Annotated in this window: 14 protein-coding genes, 1 tRNA gene and 1 pseudogene; 2 read left to right on the plus strand and 14 right to left on the minus strand. The window is 42.2% G+C overall.

The window, feature by feature from the left end:
- Nucleotides 1–13: 13 nt before the first annotated feature.
- The 6 genes from dam to HDEF_RS07320 form a co-directional block, all read right to left on the minus strand.
- Nucleotides 14–826: an adenine-specific DNA-methyltransferase gene (dam, locus tag HDEF_RS07295; RefSeq protein WP_015874018.1), complete on the minus strand. Its 813-nt coding sequence runs from the start codon at nucleotides 824–826 to the stop codon at nucleotides 14–16.
- Between the two features lie 134 nt (nucleotides 827–960).
- A complete protein-coding gene (aroB, locus tag HDEF_RS07300) occupies nucleotides 961–2,049 on the minus strand; it encodes a 3-dehydroquinate synthase (protein ID WP_015874019.1) in 1,089 nt (362 codons plus the stop codon).
- 33 nt (nucleotides 2,050–2,082) lie between these two features.
- Nucleotides 2,083–2,604: a shikimate kinase AroK gene (aroK, locus tag HDEF_RS07305; protein ID WP_015874020.1), complete on the minus strand. Its 522-nt coding sequence runs from the start codon at nucleotides 2,602–2,604 to the stop codon at nucleotides 2,083–2,085.
- A gap of 102 nt (nucleotides 2,605–2,706) precedes the next feature.
- Nucleotides 2,707–3,540, minus strand: coding sequence for a PA4780 family RIO1-like protein kinase (locus tag HDEF_RS07310; protein WP_015874021.1), 834 nt, complete (start codon nucleotides 3,538–3,540; stop codon nucleotides 2,707–2,709).
- 108 nt (nucleotides 3,541–3,648) lie between these two features.
- Entirely contained in the window at nucleotides 3,649–5,778 is a 2,130-nt protein-coding gene (pta, locus tag HDEF_RS07315; RefSeq protein WP_015874022.1) for a phosphate acetyltransferase, read from the minus strand.
- A gap of 70 nt (nucleotides 5,779–5,848) precedes the next feature.
- A complete protein-coding gene (locus tag HDEF_RS07320; protein WP_015874023.1) occupies nucleotides 5,849–7,072 on the minus strand; it encodes an acetate kinase in 1,224 nt (407 codons plus the stop codon).
- A gap of 821 nt (nucleotides 7,073–7,893) precedes the next feature.
- On the opposite strand from HDEF_RS07320, the gene HDEF_RS07330 reads away from it, so the two are divergent.
- Nucleotides 7,894–7,970, plus strand: a tRNA-Arg gene (locus HDEF_RS07330).
- A 31-nt stretch (nucleotides 7,971–8,001) separates the two neighbouring features.
- Here HDEF_RS07330 and HDEF_RS07335 read toward each other — a convergent pair.
- From HDEF_RS07335 to HDEF_RS07355, 5 genes are all read right to left on the minus strand, one after another.
- Nucleotides 8,002–9,147, minus strand: a complete 1,146-nt coding sequence (locus tag HDEF_RS07335) for an integrase (RefSeq protein ID WP_015874025.1) — start codon at nucleotides 9,145–9,147, stop codon at nucleotides 8,002–8,004.
- A gap of 450 nt (nucleotides 9,148–9,597) precedes the next feature.
- The gene (locus tag HDEF_RS07340) at nucleotides 9,598–10,980 is read right to left on the minus strand and encodes a DEAD/DEAH box helicase (protein ID WP_015874027.1); all 1,383 of its coding nucleotides are present in this window, start codon (nucleotides 10,978–10,980) and stop codon (nucleotides 9,598–9,600) included.
- A 19-nt stretch (nucleotides 10,981–10,999) separates the two neighbouring features.
- On the minus strand, nucleotides 11,000–11,746 hold the full coding sequence (locus HDEF_RS07345) for a Rha family transcriptional regulator (RefSeq protein ID WP_015874028.1): 747 nt from the start codon (nucleotides 11,744–11,746) through the stop codon (nucleotides 11,000–11,002).
- Between the two features lie 65 nt (nucleotides 11,747–11,811).
- Complete coding sequence (locus tag HDEF_RS07350; protein WP_015874029.1) at nucleotides 11,812–12,585, minus strand: BRO-N domain-containing protein; 774 nt, start codon at nucleotides 12,583–12,585, stop codon at nucleotides 11,812–11,814.
- A 304-nt stretch (nucleotides 12,586–12,889) separates the two neighbouring features.
- A complete protein-coding gene (locus HDEF_RS07355) occupies nucleotides 12,890–13,693 on the minus strand; it encodes a KilA-N domain-containing protein (protein ID WP_015874030.1) in 804 nt (267 codons plus the stop codon).
- Nucleotides 13,694–13,800: 107 nt separating this feature from the next.
- On the opposite strand from HDEF_RS07355, the pseudogene HDEF_RS07360 reads away from it, so the two are divergent.
- A pseudogene (locus tag HDEF_RS07360) lies at nucleotides 13,801–14,088 on the plus strand (CCDC90 family protein); the annotation flags it as partial.
- Between the two features lie 16 nt (nucleotides 14,089–14,104).
- Here the strand turns inward: HDEF_RS07360 and HDEF_RS11680 are convergent.
- From HDEF_RS11680 to HDEF_RS07375, 3 genes are all read right to left on the minus strand, one after another.
- Nucleotides 14,105–14,389, minus strand: a complete 285-nt coding sequence (locus tag HDEF_RS11680; protein WP_015874031.1) for a PDDEXK family nuclease — start codon at nucleotides 14,387–14,389, stop codon at nucleotides 14,105–14,107.
- Nucleotides 14,380–14,484 (minus strand): hypothetical protein, encoded by a 105-nt coding sequence (locus HDEF_RS13645; RefSeq protein WP_320408681.1) that lies wholly within the window; start codon nucleotides 14,482–14,484, stop codon nucleotides 14,380–14,382. The genes HDEF_RS11680 and HDEF_RS13645 overlap by 10 nt, the downstream gene beginning before the upstream one ends.
- 139 nt (nucleotides 14,485–14,623) lie before the next feature.
- The gene (locus HDEF_RS07375) at nucleotides 14,624–17,605 is read right to left on the minus strand and encodes a DNA polymerase (protein WP_015874032.1); all 2,982 of its coding nucleotides are present in this window, start codon (nucleotides 17,603–17,605) and stop codon (nucleotides 14,624–14,626) included.
- Nucleotides 17,606–17,614: the final 9 nt, after the last annotated feature.

Here is a 17,614-nt window from a genome sequence, read left to right on the forward strand (position 1 = left end):
GAATTTTTTTTAGTTAACGGTATAAAGCCAAAAGTTCATCCACCTTACGACGGCCAAAACCATTACAACTGATGGTACGCCTGGCTTTCACTACATGGAGTGAAGCTTGATGATACCACTGCCGTGTCAGAGCCGTATCATGATTGGAAATCAAAACTGAAACTTGATTGTCACGACGGAGCTGATGAGCCATCTGAGCTAAATTTTGTTGATCTAAAGCATTAAAGCCGTTATGAAAATAAGAAGTAAAATTAGCGGTCATAGATAAAGGAACATAAGGTGGATCGCAATATACCACTGCCCTCCCTGAGGCTTGCATTAAAGTTTGTTGATAATTCTCGCAGATAAAAATGGCGTTTTGTGCTTTTTCAGAGAAAAAATACAATTCTTCCTCTGGAAAATAAGGTTTTTTGTAAGATCCAAAAGGGACGTTGAATTCTCCTTTTAAATTATAACGACACAAGCCGTTGTAACCATGGCGATTCAAATATAAAAATAACAGGGCTCGCCTATATTCATCCTTACAGGTATTAAACTCCTTCCGGAGCCCATAAAATTGTTTTGCATTATTACATTGATGATGAAAAAGCAAACGTGAATCACGCACAAAATCATCAACACGTGATTTCACGATATTGTAGAGGCTGCTTAAATCACGATTAATATCGGCCAGAATGTAATAACGATAGTGCGTGTTTAAAAAAACTGAACCGGCCCCAACAAAAGGTTCAATCAAGCAATCTGCTGAGGGAAGATGGCGGCGTATCTCTTCAATGAGATGGTATTTTCCGCCCGCCCATTTCAAAAAAGCCCGTTTTTTCTTCAAAATGCTGACCCTTTTTGTAAAAGGGCTGAAAATTTCACCTCCATTTCATTTCTCCAAGCCAGCAGTCATAGAATAAAACCGAGTCGATTTGTTTTTTTACAGGATTGGCAACCTGTTTTTTATTAACTCATTGATCACATTAACGTCTCTTTAATAGAAGCGAGAACAATATCATTGTCGATTCCCTCATATATTTCTGACTGACCTATAGCGGTTGGGATAATTAATCGTAATTTGTCATTCATGACTTTTTTATCATGCATCATATGCAATAAACAGGATTTTGGATCAATCTGATGAAATCCTTGAATGGGCAGCTTTGCCCGTAATAATAATTTTTTTATTCGTATGATATCGGTCTTGGAAAATAGCCCTAATTTTTGAGCGGTTTGAGCGGCCATCAACATACCGATAGAAACCGCTTCACCATGTAGATAAAAAATATAATTCGTTTCTGTTTCAATGGCATGAGCATAGGTATGACCTAAATTAAGTAAGGCTCTTAAGCCATTTTCATCACGTTCATCCTCCATCACTATTTTGGACTTTATTTGACAACAACGACTAATACAATGACTTAAAGCATCAACATCTCTTCTTAATAAAGAATCCATATTGGCTTCTAACCAACAAAAAAAATCAAAATCAAAAGCAATACCATATTTGATGGCTTCAGCTAACCCTGAACTAAAGTGACGCAGAGGCAAATGAGATAAACAGTCAATATCAATAATGACAGAAGCAGGTTGATAAAAAGCGCCAATCATGTTTTTTCCAAGTTGATGGTTAACGGCCGTTTTTCCGCCTATCGAAGCATCTACTTGCGCCAACAAAGTAGTGGGGATTTGAATATATCGGATGCCTCTTTGATAACAGGCTGCCGCAAAACCTGTTAAATCTCCTATGACGCCCCCTCCGAAGGCAATCAAAGTGGTGTGACGCCCATGCCATTTTTTTAAAAGTTCAGTAAATATCAGTTCAATAGACGCCAATGACTTATATTTTTCACCATCGGGTAAAATGATATGATCGAGCCTGACGCCGCCTTGCTCTAAAACCGTTCGAATTGAAGAAAGATAAAGAGGCGCTAAGGTTTGATTCGTCACCAACATGCCTTGGTCCCCTTTTTTGAGCGGCTCAAAAGAATCAAAATGATTCAATAATCCTGAAGAAATGGTAATAGGATAATTGCGCGGACCTAAAGTAATCGTCATTTTCTTCATAGTGACGTTAATGACCTTTTGAAATACAAAAAATTAGGGTTTTTCTAATAGGTGAATAATTTTTTTTGCAACGATTTTGAAGCTGTGATCTTCTGTTGGGATAATGATGTCCGCGATTTCTTCATAAAGAGGATTTCGTTCTTTTGCCAGTGTTTGAAAAAACTGAGGACACTGACCTACTGATTGTAATAGAGGGCGCTTTTTATCACGCTGAGTCCGGATCAATTGCTTTTCAATGCTGGTTTCTAAATAAATGACCACCCCACGGGCTGATAAAACGTTTCGGGTTTCTTTAGATTTAATTGAACCTCCCCCTGTCGCCAACACAATGCCTTTTTTTTCAGTGAGTTGATTAATTAATATTTCTTCACGATACCGAAAGCCTTGTTCCCCTTCGAGATCGAATATCCAGCTGATATCAGCGCCTGTACATCGCTCAATTTCTTTATCAGAGTCAAAAAACTCCATACTGAGCTGTTGGGCTAGTTGTCGGCCAATAGTACTTTTGCCGGCACCCATAGGCCCGACCAGAAAAATATTTCGTTTCTCTATCATATTTTCGGTATTGTCGAGGTAATTGGTTTGTGAAAAACAGATTTTTTCATGATATGCATAAATGCCATGGTGACTCATTAAAGCAAATTTTTTTCGTGTAACCTAATAACGTCCTTCTTCCTTCTTTTCACTAATCACAGCATGAATTTCTTCTATGACGGTTTTGACATCTGCTGTTTTAGTATCATCCTTAAAATAACCCGTTAATTGAGTTTCAGGTGTTAACTGCCCTTCCGAATATAACGCCCACATTTCCTGAGCGTATTTTCGATTCAGTAATGTGGGTGCAAACTGCCCATAAAAACGGGTGATGTTACCTACATCTCTTTCTAAAATGGATTTTGCGTGATGATTTGCTGAAGCATTAACGACTTGAGGCAAGTCAATAATCACAGGACCTGCAGATCCTCTGAGAACGTTAAATTCAGAAAGATCTCCATGTACCAAACCGATACAAAGCATTCGAACCACAGATTGAATGATCATCTCATGATCTGACAGTGCCTGCTGTTCAGTAAAAAAAACATCACTGATACGAGGTGCCGGCAAGTGATCTTCATCCGTAATCAGATCCATCAATAAGACACCATCAAGGTGAGCATAAGGTTGAGGAACATGAACGCCGGCATGAGCTAATAGATAAAGAGCCTCAATTTCAGCATTCTGCCAGATTTCTTCCTGCTGTTTTCGGCCAAATTTAGATCCTTTTGTCATAGCTCGAGCATGTCTGCTGCTACGTACCTTTCGGCCTTCTTGATATGCCACTGCTTGTCTAAAGCTGCGATTTTCTGTTTTTTTATATACTTTTGCACAACGGATATCAGAGCCGCAGCGAACAACATAAACATCGGCTTCTTTTCCGCTTTTTAATTGTCTGATCACTTCATCAACCAGACCATCATCAATCAAAGTCTGGAGTCGTTTTGGTGCTTTCATGGGGTCTTTATACCTTTAATCAGCCTATTTCCGATGATTAAGACTGAAGTTTATCAGTCTATTATTCTGGAGTCTGTATTTTGTTGAATACTATTGCTCATCATTCCATTAAGTTCCATTTTTAATCGATACGGCTTGAATGGCCGTTAATGCGATGGTGTAAATAATGTCCTCCACTAGTGCACCACGTGAAAGATCGTTCAGCGGTTTACGCATGCCCTGCAGCATAGGGCCAATCGAGACTAAATCAGCAGAGCGTTGAACCGCTTTGTAGGTCGTATTGCCCGTATTCAGATCAGGGAAGATAAAAACGGTAGCTTGACCTGCAACAGGAGAATGAGGTGCTTTAGACTGAGCCACATCTGCCATAATAGCGGCGTCGTATTGTAATGGCCCATCAATCATCAGATCAGGGCGCTTTTTTTGTGCCATCATAGTGGCTTCTCTGACTTTTTCTACGTCACTGCCGGTGCCTGAATTTCCTGTAGAATAAGAGATCATTGCGACACGAGGCTCAATGCCAAAAGCAGCCGCTGAATCCGCGGATTGAATCGCAATTTCAGCAAGTTGCTCCGCCGTGGGATCGGGATTAATCGCACAATCACCATACACCAGCACCTGATCCGGCAACAACATGAAAAACACAGAAGAAACCAGTGAATTCCCTGGGGCTGTTTTGATGAGTTGTAATGCGGGGCGAATAGTATGGGCTGTAGTATGTACTGCTCCTGAAACTAAACCGTCCACTTCATCTCGTTCAAGCATCAAGGTGCCCAAAACAACGTTATCTTGTAATTGCTCACGAGCGACCACTTCCGTCATGCCTTTATTCTTTCTCAGCTCAACAAGGCGTGCAACATAATTTTCACGGGTCGTCACAGGATCTATGATCTCAATCTCTTGGCCTAATTCCACACCTTGTGCCGCTGCAATTCGGTGAATTTCCTCTGGATTGCCCAATAATACGCAACGTGCAATCCCTCGTTCGGCACAAAAAGCCGCGGCCTTGATCGTACGAGGCTCATCCCCTTCGGGTAATACGATCCGTTTATTGGCTTTACGTGCACGCTCCGTTAACTCATAACGGAACGCAGGGGGAGATAAACGGTGTGTTCGCTCTGAAAAAGCAGTTAAAGAACAAATCCATTGATTGCTAATATGGTCAGCGACATAATTTTGCACTTTTTCAATACGTTCATGATCGTCAACCGGAATTTCTAAACTAAAACTTTGTAGATTCAAAGAAGTTTGCCAAGTATTTGTCTCCACCTTAAAAACGGGTAAGCCAGTTTGAAAGGCCTGCTGGCATAGCTGATTCACACTGGGGTCTATAATGTAACCCCCTGTGAGAAGAATTGCCCCAATTTCAACCCCATTCATCGCTGCCAGGCAAGCAGCCACTAAAACATCCGAGCGATCTGCAGAGGTCACTAATAAAGCGCCGGCTCGAAAATATTGCAACATATTAGGGAGACTGCGAGCACAAAAGTTAAAAGACCTGATTCTTCTGGTCTGAATATCACCTTCATTGATCACTTGGGCACCAAGATGTTTTGCGATATCGGTAGCGCGAATCGCTATCAGATCAGCATGCCATGGAATACAAGCCAGTAAAGGGAGAGGGAGATGGTTTTGAAGATGTTCAATATCAATATTTTTCAAATTTGTTTTTCTTGAACCATCACAAATGTCTGATAGATCAGGGCGAGTACGACCCTGTTCATCCATTGGGGCATTTAATTTATTGATGATGACACCTACAATATTTTTGTTTTTACTGCCACCAAAATTCGAACGAGCCAATTCAATACGCTCTCTCAGTTGAACGGGTGAATCATTCCCCATCGCCATCACAAAAATTATTTTGGCATTCAACGTTCTTGCAATTTGTTCATTTAACATATTAACGAACTGATGCTGGCGTATAGAAACCAATCCTTCTATCAATACCACCTCGTTATCCAAGGTACTTTCGTGATAATGCGCAAGAATTTCTTCCATCAAAACATTTTGTTGGCTGGTTCTGAGTAGGCTTTCAACATAATCAAGATTAAGCGATTTTCCCACATTGAGATTAGAATGCGCCCGAATAATCGCAGTCGTTTTATCTGGTTTATTAGAGCTTGATTGAGAAATAGGTTTAAATAAAGTTAATCGTATCCCTTTTTGTTCCATCGATCGGATCACACCTAGACTTACACTACTTAAACCAATACCAGTACCGATTGGAATTAACATAATTGATGGCAACACTATGCACCTCTTTTTGTTTGTCATAACCTACTGATTCATATTTTATTCAGCGGTTTTACACATTCTGCAAAGCCCGCGTCAGCTGAGCGGTGTCTTGAGCGATGACTTTCTCTTCATTAGTGGGGATCACCATTGCTAAACGGCTATGGTCTGTTGTAATAGCGCCTGATTGTCCAAAACGCGCCAATAAATTGCGTGAGGGATCCACTTCAAAACCTAATAAACTGAGTTTATTGAGTGTGAGTTCACGTATCAAAGACGAATTTTCACCAATCCCCCCTGTAAAAATAACGAGATCTAAACGCCCTTCCATTAAAGAGGTATAAGCCCCAATATATTTGGCTAATCTGTGACAAAATACATCCACTGCTCGCCGAGCTTCTGGTTTTTTAAAATTATCATAATGATCTTCAACATAACGACAATCACTGGTCACTTCAGTGAGCCCTAACAGGCCGGATTTTTTACTCAACATTTGATCGATTTCATCGATATTCATTGATAGGACATGATGTAAATAAAAAATAATCGCGGGATCTAAATCCCCACTGCGGGTGCCCATGACTAAGCCTTCCAATGGGGTCAACCCCATAGAAGTGTCTACAGATTGCCCATTGCGTATCGCTGTCACAGAGCCGCCATTACCCAGATGGCAGCTGATGGCATTGAGTTCTTCCAAAGGTTTATTTAAAAATTTGGCCGCTTGTTGGCTGACATAAAAATGGCTGGTGCCATGTGCACCATAGCGACGAATACGATGATTTTGATACAATTCATAGGGTAAAGCATAAAGATAAGCGCATTCTGGCATAGTTTGATGAAAAGCCGTATCAAACACCGCGACATTTTTGTTAGAAAGTTTAGGTAAAAATTTTCGAGCTTCAGCAATGCCAATCAAATGTGCAGGATTATGTAAGGGCGCAAATGGAATCGCTTTTTCAATACCTTCAATGACCTCGTCAGTGATAATCACAGATTCCGTAAAATGTTCTCCGCCATGTACAATCCGATGACCAATAGCGCTTAATTGTGAAGCCAGCTCGATTTCTTTTGACAAAATAGTGTTTACAATAAAATCCAAGGCCTGTGTATGTGCCGCCTTGTTGCTCAGTTGCGCTTTTTGTTTTTTGTCGCCCGTCTCCCATTTTATGCGTGCTTCTGGTAAATCAAAGCATTCCGCTAAACCAGACAGATGTGTTTCACCTGTATCAGGGTTAATAATCGCAAATTTTAAAGATGAACTACCACAATTGAGAACCAGGACTAAAGCGTTCGACATAATAATACCTATATTATTTATATATATTTTTTGTACTGTAAAACATACGTTTTTGAAAAATCTAATGATTTGACAAGATTAGCATTTTTTTATCAAAAAACGATATGCCTTAAAAGCCAAATGATTGAGAAAACGTTTGAGTGTATCAATAGACCTTTTTCAAAAACGTAGAGGGGCGTTCATCATTTTAATATCTTTTGTCTTAATTTTTTAATATGGCACTGTTAAGAAAGTCAATGTTAAAATAATTTCTGTTTTTTTTGAGGGTGATAAAAGATGAAAATCAGGCACTATCCCATCAAAGGAGGGGAATTTTATAAAAATAATCGAACCTAACCTGCGGGCATCAGTATTTTTCTCAGCTGTTTTGTACGTATTGAGAAACGGCGTCCCTTGGCGTGATGTGCCCTTTTTTATGGTTATTGGCATACTATCTTATAGGTTTATGGGCGCTTTAAACGATGGAGTGACAATGGGTTTTTCCAGGGCTGGCTTTACTCTTCGATAAGCTCAATGTCACCTTCTTTTCTTTGTTCGCTATCACTTGTCTTAAAGTCTTTAATGGGTTTTGTTAACAGTGTTATAACCTCATCCGGTTTATCACAAAATCGACATGTGATTTCTATTGTTACCATCAATGATGGACTCAAAAAACTCTAATTTATAAAAAATTAACTTACCTTTGGATAAACTACTCTCAATTCGATATCTTGATACAAGAATTTGAATAAGATTCGCCTTGGCTGCTTACTAGAGAGGTGTTGACGCAAAAATAGGGATCCGTATAATCGGAACCATGAAAAATAATAGAAATTTTCACTGCGCCCTTAGCTCAGCTGGATAGAGCAACGGCCTTCTAAGCCGTAGGTCACTGGTTCGAATCCAGTAGGGCGTACCAATAAAATCAAGGGGTTACGTAGTTTTGTCTCCTAGGAATTATTTAAAAGTGCCAGATTAGTGACATCGTTTGCCAACGCCTCGTCAATTTTCTTGGCATGCTCAGTCAGGTGGCTGGGCGAAAGGTGTGCGTAACGACGTACCATTTCGATAGATTCCCAGCCGCCCATTTCCTGCAAAACAGAGAGTGGAACACCTGATTGTATCAGCCAACTTGCCCAAGTATGTCTAAGATCATGAAAACGAAAATTTTCTATTCCGGCTCGTTTTAATGCCGCCCTCCATGCCGTATTAGAATCGACCCGCATTTTTCTAATCGAATTTGTTTGTGAACCATCAGATCGCTTTGCTGACATTGTATGTACGAATACCCATTTTTGATGATTACCCAATTGTCGCGTCAGAATACAGCAAGCCGTATCGTTTAGAGCTACACCTATAGCTTTTCCCGATTTGCTGTTTTCTGGCTCTATCCAGGCAACTTTTCTTTGCATATCAATTTGTGACCACGCTAAATTAATGATATTTGAACGACGTAACCCGGTTGCCAGCGCAAATTCAACCGTCGATCTAAGGGGTTCAGGACATTCATTGATTAATCTTTCTGCTTCATCCGGTTCTAACCATCTAATACGTTTTTCTCTAGCCGATGGAACCTTAATAACCGGTGATTTTTCTATCCATTTCCAATCTCTTTCAGCAGATCTCATCATTGATTTAAGTAGTGCCAAATGCTTAGCTTTTGTTGCTATAGAAACTTCTTTCGCTTGATAAGCGGGTATTTCTATTCCTTTTCTTTTTGCTGAATTAACTCTACTTTTCCATCTTAATTGTTGCTGCCTATTTTTCATTTTGCTAATAGCACTATATATTTTTGCTTCTGTCATATCTTTTAATCGGGTACCGCTGAAATACAGTAGCCAAAAACCAAGTCTACCCTTGTCATCGTCTAAAGATTTCTTGTTAGCCTTCTCTTCAATCCATCTCAAGCAGGCTTCGTCAAATGTGACATTAGGAAAATCATCTAACTTTGCTATTCTCCATAATTCAGCTTTTCGTTTGTCGTGTAACTCCTGAGCTTGTTTTTTGTCCTCTGTGCCAAGTGATTCCTTAATTCTTTTTCCGCACGGTGTTGTGTAACTGCCGTACCAAATTTTACCACGTTTGAAGATTGACATTTGTTACTCCTGCTGACATCAATCTCGCTCTCAGAGAGAGTATTGATCGAATTTTTAACGGCTTCAATACAAGCTTCTTTTGTAAATAAATAAGGTGATTTCTTTTTGTACGGATTTTTGCGTTGATAACTAATGATCCCCAGCTTGCACCAATTAGTCAGAGTGTCTTCACTTATTCCTATTATTTTCGCTGCCTCTTGCCGCGTTAAAGTCGCTTTGTTCATTACATTCCTCATTCAAAAACTGACACCCTTCTCAGGTGCTTGATTGCCCCAAAAACAGATGGCCTAAGCACGAATGGTTAATTCGTCCCAGGGATAGGATTTAGTGGAAAAGAGAGTACTAGAGATTATTTGCTGTATGGTTTTTTGTGGTAATATTGTTGCCGTTGTGTGTTAGTTAACAGCAATATTTTTCCCCGGTGCTGGGCAGCTTTATGCTGGTATTTTTTTATTTCCTTTTCATCGCTTCCAGTAATAAATCCTGTATTGCCCGTTTTGAATTGCGTCGTTCCATGACCACTTCATCGAGGGTATCTTTAGCAACGATATGGTGAATAAAGACAGGGCGGTTATGTCCGGCTTGTGCCTGACGAGTCGGGCCGATACGTTCGATAATTTGCTGGTACTGCTCTAAGTCCCACCAGTGGGAGAAAAAGACCAGAATATTACCGCCGTCCTGTAAATTTAAGCCGTGTCCACAGCTTGCGGGGTGAGCAAAGAGCAAGGGGATTTTGCCACTATTCCAGTTTGTGAGGGTTTGGGGGTTAGCATCTAACATTTTTCCTTTTGGAAAGGCTTTTAATAAACGCTCCAGGTCATGTTTCCAGTGGTAAGCGACCAGTACTGGCGTCCCTCCTGATTCATTAACAATACTCTCTAGCGCCTGAATTTTGGCATCGTGTATCGCTGTCCAGTTGTGATTGTCATCGCTATAAATAGCGCCTGCTGCAATTTGTAAGGTTTTTATTGTTTTGGCCGCGGCATTTAACGCTTCAATAGCGCTATCGCCCAATTCAAGAAACAGTTCTTTTTCCATCGCCTGATAGTGCGCTCGCGCTTTTGCAGGTAGCGTAACGTTGATAACGTTGTGTATCGGTTCTTCGATATCAAACCAGTCGGCCGCATTAAGGGATAAGGTGACATCGCTAAGCGCTAACGGAATTTGTAGATGCGCAAATCCTAAAGGCTCAAACCGACTCCATTGTTGCCCGGGCAACTGAATACGGTTAAACCAGCGAGACGTAAACGCATTATGGGTTCTGCCTAAGCGCTCGCCCTGGTCAACAAACCACGCTTGCCCCCATAAGTCCATCAGGCCATTAGGTGAAGGCGTACCGGTCAGATTTACCCAGCGATGAACAGATTTATGCGCTATTTTGGCAATTGCTGCGGTGCGTTTACCGCCTTTGCGTAACCGGAATGATTTCAACCGAGTGCTCTCATCGGCAATAATTGTGCCAAAAGGCCAAGTGTCACCAAGTATGTCAACCAGCCAGACGAGATTGTCATAATTGACCGTAAATACGCTGGCATGGGTATTTTTGAGTGCCGCTATCCGTGCTTTAGAGTTTCCAATGATGGGTTGTACTTCAATATTACGCAGGTGGCTCCATTTAAGCGCTTCATCTGGCCAGGTGGATTGCGCTACCCGTAACGGGGCTAACACTAATGTCGGTTTGGTTTCACTGCCTGATAAATAGAGATTTTCTAATGCCGTCAGGGTTGCTGCTGTTTTGCCCATCCCCATTCCCGCCCAGACATTTGAGCGTTTGATATCGAGTAGGTGATTGATAATGAGATTTTGGTAAGGTCGAGGGGTGAAGGTTTTCATAAATTGCCTTTTAGCTGTTTTAAAATAATTCAGCGATATCGATACCGTGTATTTCAAGCCACGCCTCCCTCGGATAAATCACTTCACGGCGGTTTTGGTCAGGATTGAAACAGGTTGGGTATCCCGAGGTGAGTGGGTCATAAATATCGTGTTTGTTGAGCCAGGCATTTAACACTTTCCAGCCAAACATTTTTCCCGTCGCTCTCCACACTGCCTGTTGAGAAGCCCATTCTTTACTTGCGCCAAATCGAGCGGCCATTTTTTCACGCTCTCGTGTCGCACGATTAGCAATGCGCTGGTAGGCTGAATTACGTTGAAGTGCAGTCGCTTCCCTTTTGCGACTAATATGGGATTTGGTACGGATAGCTTCATTTCTCTGGTCAGTTATAACAGCTTTTTCCTTTTCTGAGATAACCAAGGCTTCAAGCGCTTCGATGTAGTTAGTGGGTAATGAAGGGGTGTTTAATTTCTGTTCCAGTTCTTTCCAACGATCAACCAGGCAAGCCGTAAATTCAGGGCAAAGTTGAGCAACAACAATAATGCTGTCACGTTTACCTTGTTCACCTTCAAAAATAAAAACTTCAGTAAAGCGATTTGGGCTATTTGATTGTTTATTCTCAACTTTCTCAGATTGAGGAAGTTGAATAATCTCACTCTTAGCCAATGTTTCAATAGTCCGTTTTACGTTGTCGTGACGTTTGTTGACCAGTTCCGCAATCTCTATACTTGACATAGTTAAACTTTGGAAAGTTATTAAATTTTGCATGTAAAAATTCCTCAATAATGAAATTGATAAAATATTGCCCCTGCAAAAAGGGGCGTTAAAATTAATTAGTGACGTTCTAGGAAGTGGGTCAATTCACCTTCGTACCAGTGATCGGTGTGCTCGGTGATTATCCCGATTTGTTGATGGTGGAAATGATCAAAAAGCTGTTTGATCTCCGCTAATACGGTATCGATATTCTCACGCTTGCGTAAAATTCGCTTAATCGCCTGCTTTTCTGCGTCATTGATAATCTGGCGCAATGTCTCAGTGATATAGTAAATGCGTCTACACTCATCAGTCATTAACGGTATATGCTCTACCTGAAAACGCTCAGGGGAGGGTGTGCCCGTCACTTCACGTAGCGCCAGCCACACCGCATTACTCCATGAACGCTCAAATCGAAAGCCGTTTGTCATACACCAAACTAAATGTGTTAAATTACGTGTGTCTGAATGGCTAAAACGCTCTACGGCTTTCGATTGGGGTTGGGGAGTAAAGCTGGAGGTTTGATTAACGGCTTGTTTATCGAGGATATCTAGCACCCATTTTCTGAATTCTTTTGCTATATGTGTACGGGCAAACATAGCGATTAGGTGTGCACCTCTTAGAGAAAAGATGCGAACTGGCATTCTAACCGTTCCCGTTTTTCTAACGACGCCCAAATTGACCGTCGTTGTCATACATTCGGAAAACTCATCTTTATTGCGATTGAAAATTTTTGTTACTGCATCCGTTTCTGTATATTCCAGTGCTCTAGCAAGTTCAGCAGAAGTAAACCAAATTTCTCTGTTATGGAAAATAGTTTCAAGAACAGTATTACGGAAAATTAAAGTAGTCATAGTAATGATTTCCTTGTTATTTAAGGATAATCACCACCTTTGAGGTCAATCTTGGGTGGTGAACTGGACGAGGTTGACCTTACCGGCTAACAAGGATCCCGGCGAGCCTTACGGCTCCCCCATCCAGCCCACCATTGATTCTTGATATGGCAGACTGACGCATAAAAAAACACGCTGTCGGCGTGCTGTGCGCCTTGTTAGTTACATCAGGAGGTCAATCCCGACATCTGATTTTGCAGATGCAAATAAACTATAGCGCATGATTTTCTTTCGTCAATGGGTATTTAAAATGTCAATGTTTTTATTATGCCGCTGCAATCCCGTTCATCATCACACCTAATAACCTAGGAAATTGGCCATCATAGAAATGGGGTTGCGTTTGACGGGGATGGTTTGGGTCAGTAAGATTTTTACCAAACTGTAATCCCTTTTCCGTCAGTGACCAGAATAGTTTTTCCTTGTCAGGATGTTTGTTACTTGGACGTGATTTACGCTCAACAATACCTAATAATTGCAGACGCTTAAAGCCAGATGGTGGACTGTAAGGTTTGCCATGTAATTGTAGAAGTTCGGTAAAAGAGTGCGTTACTTCGCTTGAACCTGTTAAACTCCCTTCTGGTGTATCAACAGCGTAATCAGGTAGTATATCCGGTATCCCAAGGGAAGATTGCAGTTTTTTCATAGCCCCCAACATAGCAGAAGGTGCTATTCGTAGTTCCTGTTTGTAAAAAGCGATCATTGCTAAGCCAGCTTGTACTTTTTCGACAAGTACGCCGTTATTGCTTTTTACCGAATCCCTAAACCGCTCGTAGACCTGAACTTCAAAATAGGGGTCTATCCATGCTGCATAGCGGATGGCGATAATTTCAACTGCCCAGCTGCCAGATTCAAGGCCACCTTTGATGATATTGACCGAAGCACTCTGCGATGCTTCGCTTACTTTTTGTACAAAAGCGCTGATACCCTCGCTTCTGAGAAACACAGAAGGCCGTTGCGATTCTGTTGCTTTACCCTGAGCAACTGCTGCCCGGTGCAAATCATTCAGACAATAAAGCCCGAAAGCGTCTTGGCGTACAATGGTATTTTCGATAACGACTAATTTAGACATAAAAATATTTCTCCGTAATTAAACGAATCAAGGTATTAATGTGAAAGATTTTGCAGATGGAACCCTAAACCCCGTTATACTTACCTAAACACGGGAGGATTTTTCGTATGGGTCAGGTTGCATTTGATACACAAGAATTTGTTGAAACATTAGAGAATGCAGGCTTGCCAAAAGAGCAGGCAAAAGCAATTTCTATTGCTGTACGTAAGTCACATGAGGTTGCTGACGTAGCAACCAAAAGAGATTTAGAAGATGTACGTAAAGACTTATCTTCTGAAATAACACTAGTTCGCAAAGATGTTGAAGCGTTAACTAATAGTCTTTTAATAAAACTAAGCGGTGTCATGTTAGCTATCGTTGGTGCAGCGGCAACGATCGTAACTTTAATTATAAAACGGGTTAAAAGGCACCCTACAACTCATAAGGTGGTAAGATACTGCTTAGATCCTGACTGTCCAGTACGATAACCTGATGGCCCAGGGCAAAAAGCCGTGCGTGTTCGCGTAATTGGTAAGGGGTAGGTTTTTCGCCCGGTGCTTTACACTCCACAAAAATAATCTTGCCATTGGGCAGGGCAACTAATCGGTCAGGCACGCCTCGTCGTCCGGGTGAAACGAATTTATAGGCAATACCGCCGATTTTTTGCACTTCACGCACCAGGTGTTTTTCAATGCTGTCTTCCCTAATTAACCGCATGGATACATCCTTTTTATGTTTTCCCGTTTAATTTGCATCAGGCAAAAATCGACGCGGTTCTCACTCCAGATACGATTATTGCGATTGCGCGCCAGCCGATTTGCCTGTGACCATGCGCGCGCGGCTTCATGGTATTGACCGGATTGTTCAAGGTGAAATCCTGTGCCGCCTTAAAATAAAGTGGGCTGTCGTTTTTTCTAAAGGCCATGATGTTTATTTTATCCTGTGTGTTATTTATTCCTTTCGGTAGCGATAAGTCTCAAACCCGTTGGCGCTAAGCGGTAAATCCCAAGCCCAGTCCGAATTAAAACTTAAGAGTTTGCTTAATCCCTCGGCTGAAAATTGGGGTGTATCGGGTGCTTCGCTGATAATTTCATCATGGACGGTTAGGACAATCTCATAACCTGCCTTTTCAATAGGCGGCATGTTATATGCCAAGACATCGCGTGCGGCGGCCTGACAGATATTTTCGCAATTATGAACAATTAAGGGCCCATCGGGTGTTGCTATTACAAAACGGTTGCGAGGCCCGCAATTGATCAGGTCGTAAACTTCCGCGATATGTTTGGGTGCTCCACTAGTTGTACTGGACTTACCCTTTTTACCAGGCGATAGTAAAGCGTGCTTGGAGCAATCCCTGTTAGGCGAGCTAATTCCTGTATATTCATTGTGCCGAGGAGAGTTTGCACGTATCGTGCTCGTCGAGTATTTTGAGCTTGTTGACGCGACGTAGCCCAGTGGCAGTTTTTGGGGCGGTAACCTGCATTGTTGTTGATGCGATCTAAAGATAAGCCGGGTTGGTATGTCTTGCCCATGTCTACCCAGAAATTGCTGAAACTTTTTTGCCAACGTTTGCAAACCGTTATTCCCCGACCACCATAATTTGACCATGCTTTGTGGGAAGGGCGAGTACATCTGGCTAACATGCTGCTCCATACAGCAAAAGCGGGGTGTTTTGACATTCCGTGCTTTTGGTTTTTGCATGATATTGTTTGTGCCTTTCGGCATCCGCAGGAGGCAGCTATACCTTGTTTTCTTTGTTTTTGTAATTCGGTTGCTGCTATGATTATTTCGTGTCCACAGGTGCAACGTGCTTTCCAGATTGATTTCTTTCCGTCTGAACCGTGGTAGTTCATAGCCGTCAGGTAGCCGACACGAAGACCTGTTATATCTTTTGCTCTGTGATGCACTTTTCCAACCCTTTTCCGTCAATACTTGGTGATCAGCGGTCATCCCAACTCCGTAAGCCTGAATAACTTCTTGATTACCATTAAAAACACTGCCATCTGTGCGTACCCATTCGATACCATCCCATACATAAGCATCTTGTGAAACGATTTCTATAGGCATCCAACCCGTTATAGTCAACACAAGTGTTCCTTTGGCGAGACATGATTTCCCCCCGTAGGTTTTTAGCCTTTCCCATTTACGACTATAGGGGTTAGTCCCCATATAGGTGATTTGTCCATTCTCTATTCGCGCAGAAGGGTAACAAAGACTCCGCCCTGATGGTAGACAAATCCTGAGCCAGCCTTTATCGCGCCGGACGCTAAGTTTACGGCACTTAAACGCTATCCCCGGTGACTGAATCGCTTGTTTTACGGCGTCTTCAATGTCGTACCAGAATGATACGGTTTGTGGATGGGCATTGCGCCACATACGCTTAAGGGAATCGCAGTTAACAAAGATTTTTTCGCTGAGGCCATAAGTTTTATCTGTTTCAACGGATTTTTGATACCAGCTTGTTGCCTCTCGTTTAACGCCAGGCGGTATATGAGGTAATGCGGCTTCCGCCAGTTCATCTAAATCCAGACCGTAGGCGAGGGCGAATGTCAGAAATGCCGCAACGCCTCCACCATAGCCTAAGCCGAGTTCCATCACCTTACCGATTTGCCGTTGGTCTTTGGTGACGTCCTCAGGTAAAAGATTAAACGCGCGCGCATAGGCGAGTTTATAGAGGTCATCGCCTTTGCCGTTATCAAACTCGCTAAAAGCCTTGACTTTCCAGTTTTCCCCCGCCAGCCATGCCAGCATGCGGCCTTCGATATTCGACAAATCCGAGATAACCAGCTTTTTACCCGGTGGTGCAATAATACACCCTCTTAGCGCGGAACTGGTCAGTTGCATAATGTCATCACAAATCAGCTCGGCGCAACCGGCTTTTAAGGCTTCAATCCCGTTATCAATGGTGTTTGGGTCAAGCGTGGGTCTGGGGAGATTATCTGGTTGAAAAACACGCCCCGCCCAGCGTCCGGTGCGTGAGGCGCCACAAAATTGCTTAGTTCCTCTAAGTCGTCCATCTGCACTCACCGATTTTAACAGCGCTTTATATTTACTGGTGCTGGTTGTACAGGATTGCAGACGGACTGACAGCAGTTCGCGTAAATCCGGTGGGATATCAGGGTCATTAATGCGGCGCTGTAGCGTACTGGCCTGCATATCTGGTAACGTGATGCCAAATGCAGAAGCGATATGTTGTAGCAGAGCATCGCGTTGGGTTGCGTTTTGTACGGCATTATCCGTTAATTGCTGGGTAACAGTTGATAGCCGCTTTTGCTCGTTTTCAACGGCGGTCAAGGCGCTTTTGGCCAACTCAACGTCCATACACATCCCACGGCGATTAATTTTTTGGTCTAGCTGCCATAGTTCGGTTTCATCAACATTCATATTCCAGTTGGGTAAATGTTGATAAATTTCCCGCATGGCTAAAATATCAGAGCCTGCGTAATCCTTAAAACGTTGCCATTCCTCTGCATGGGTTAACGCCGTAGCGCGTTGTATTTTGCTATTTTTAGGGCGGGGTTTGCACAATAAAGAGATAAGGGCTTTACCCTCTTTATCTTTGGCTTTATCGCTATTGACGTTGAAGATATCGCAAAGCAAGCCAAGCGCACCGGGTAGCCCATGTGCTAGTGCTTGCACCAGCGTATCGTGAACACGGGATAAGGGTAAGTCGATATTTAACACTCGTTTTAAAATGACCGTATCGAACATACCGCCATTATGCCAGACGGTTAAGATTTCTGAGTCATCAAAATAGGCTTTTAAATCTGCGGGCATTGTTTTATCTTGCGTCACATCCCACACCTTGACAGGAGCATGATTGTACGCATACGCAAAAAGTAATATTTCTGCATTTTCAGCGTAGCGATGAGTGCCACAATTAATGGGGATATCGCTGTAGGTTTCTAAATCGCAAAATAGTAAATTTTGCATAATCCATCC

It is taken from the genome of Candidatus Hamiltonella defensa 5AT (Acyrthosiphon pisum) (assembly GCF_000021705.1).
Taxonomy (GTDB): domain Bacteria; phylum Pseudomonadota; class Gammaproteobacteria; order Enterobacterales; family Enterobacteriaceae; genus Hamiltonella; species Hamiltonella defendens.

What these genes read in the sequence shown, in the direction of transcription:
- HDEF_RS07345 (WP_015874028.1), bottom strand. Translation starts at nt 11,746, where the DNA reads ATGCAAAATTTAATAACTTTCCAAAGTTTAACTATGTCAAGTATAGAG.
- HDEF_RS07375 (WP_015874032.1), bottom strand. Translation starts at nt 17,605, where the DNA reads ATGCAAAATTTACTATTTTGCGATTTAGAAACCTACAGCGATATCCCC.
- HDEF_RS11680 (WP_015874031.1), bottom strand. Translation starts at nt 14,389, where the DNA reads ATGCGGTTAATTAGGGAAGACAGCATTGAAAAACACCTGGTGCGTGAA.
- HDEF_RS07350 (WP_015874029.1), bottom strand. Translation starts at nt 12,585, where the DNA reads ATGACTACTTTAATTTTCCGTAATACTGTTCTTGAAACTATTTTCCAT.
- HDEF_RS07335 (WP_015874025.1), bottom strand. Translation starts at nt 9,147, where the DNA reads ATGTCAATCTTCAAACGTGGTAAAATTTGGTACGGCAGTTACACAACA.
- HDEF_RS07320 (WP_015874023.1), bottom strand. Translation starts at nt 7,072, where the DNA reads ATGTCGAACGCTTTAGTCCTGGTTCTCAATTGTGGTAGTTCATCTTTA.
- pta (WP_015874022.1), bottom strand. Translation starts at nt 5,778, where the DNA reads ATGTTAATTCCAATCGGTACTGGTATTGGTTTAAGTAGTGTAAGTCTA.
- HDEF_RS07355 (WP_015874030.1), bottom strand. Translation starts at nt 13,693, where the DNA reads ATGTCTAAATTAGTCGTTATCGAAAATACCATTGTACGCCAAGACGCT.
- HDEF_RS07340 (WP_015874027.1), bottom strand. Translation starts at nt 10,980, where the DNA reads ATGAAAACCTTCACCCCTCGACCTTACCAAAATCTCATTATCAATCAC.
- HDEF_RS07310 (WP_015874021.1), bottom strand. Translation starts at nt 3,540, where the DNA reads ATGAAAGCACCAAAACGACTCCAGACTTTGATTGATGATGGTCTGGTT.
- aroK (WP_015874020.1), bottom strand. Translation starts at nt 2,604, where the DNA reads ATGATAGAGAAACGAAATATTTTTCTGGTCGGGCCTATGGGTGCCGGC.
- aroB (WP_015874019.1), bottom strand. Translation starts at nt 2,049, where the DNA reads ATGAAGAAAATGACGATTACTTTAGGTCCGCGCAATTATCCTATTACC.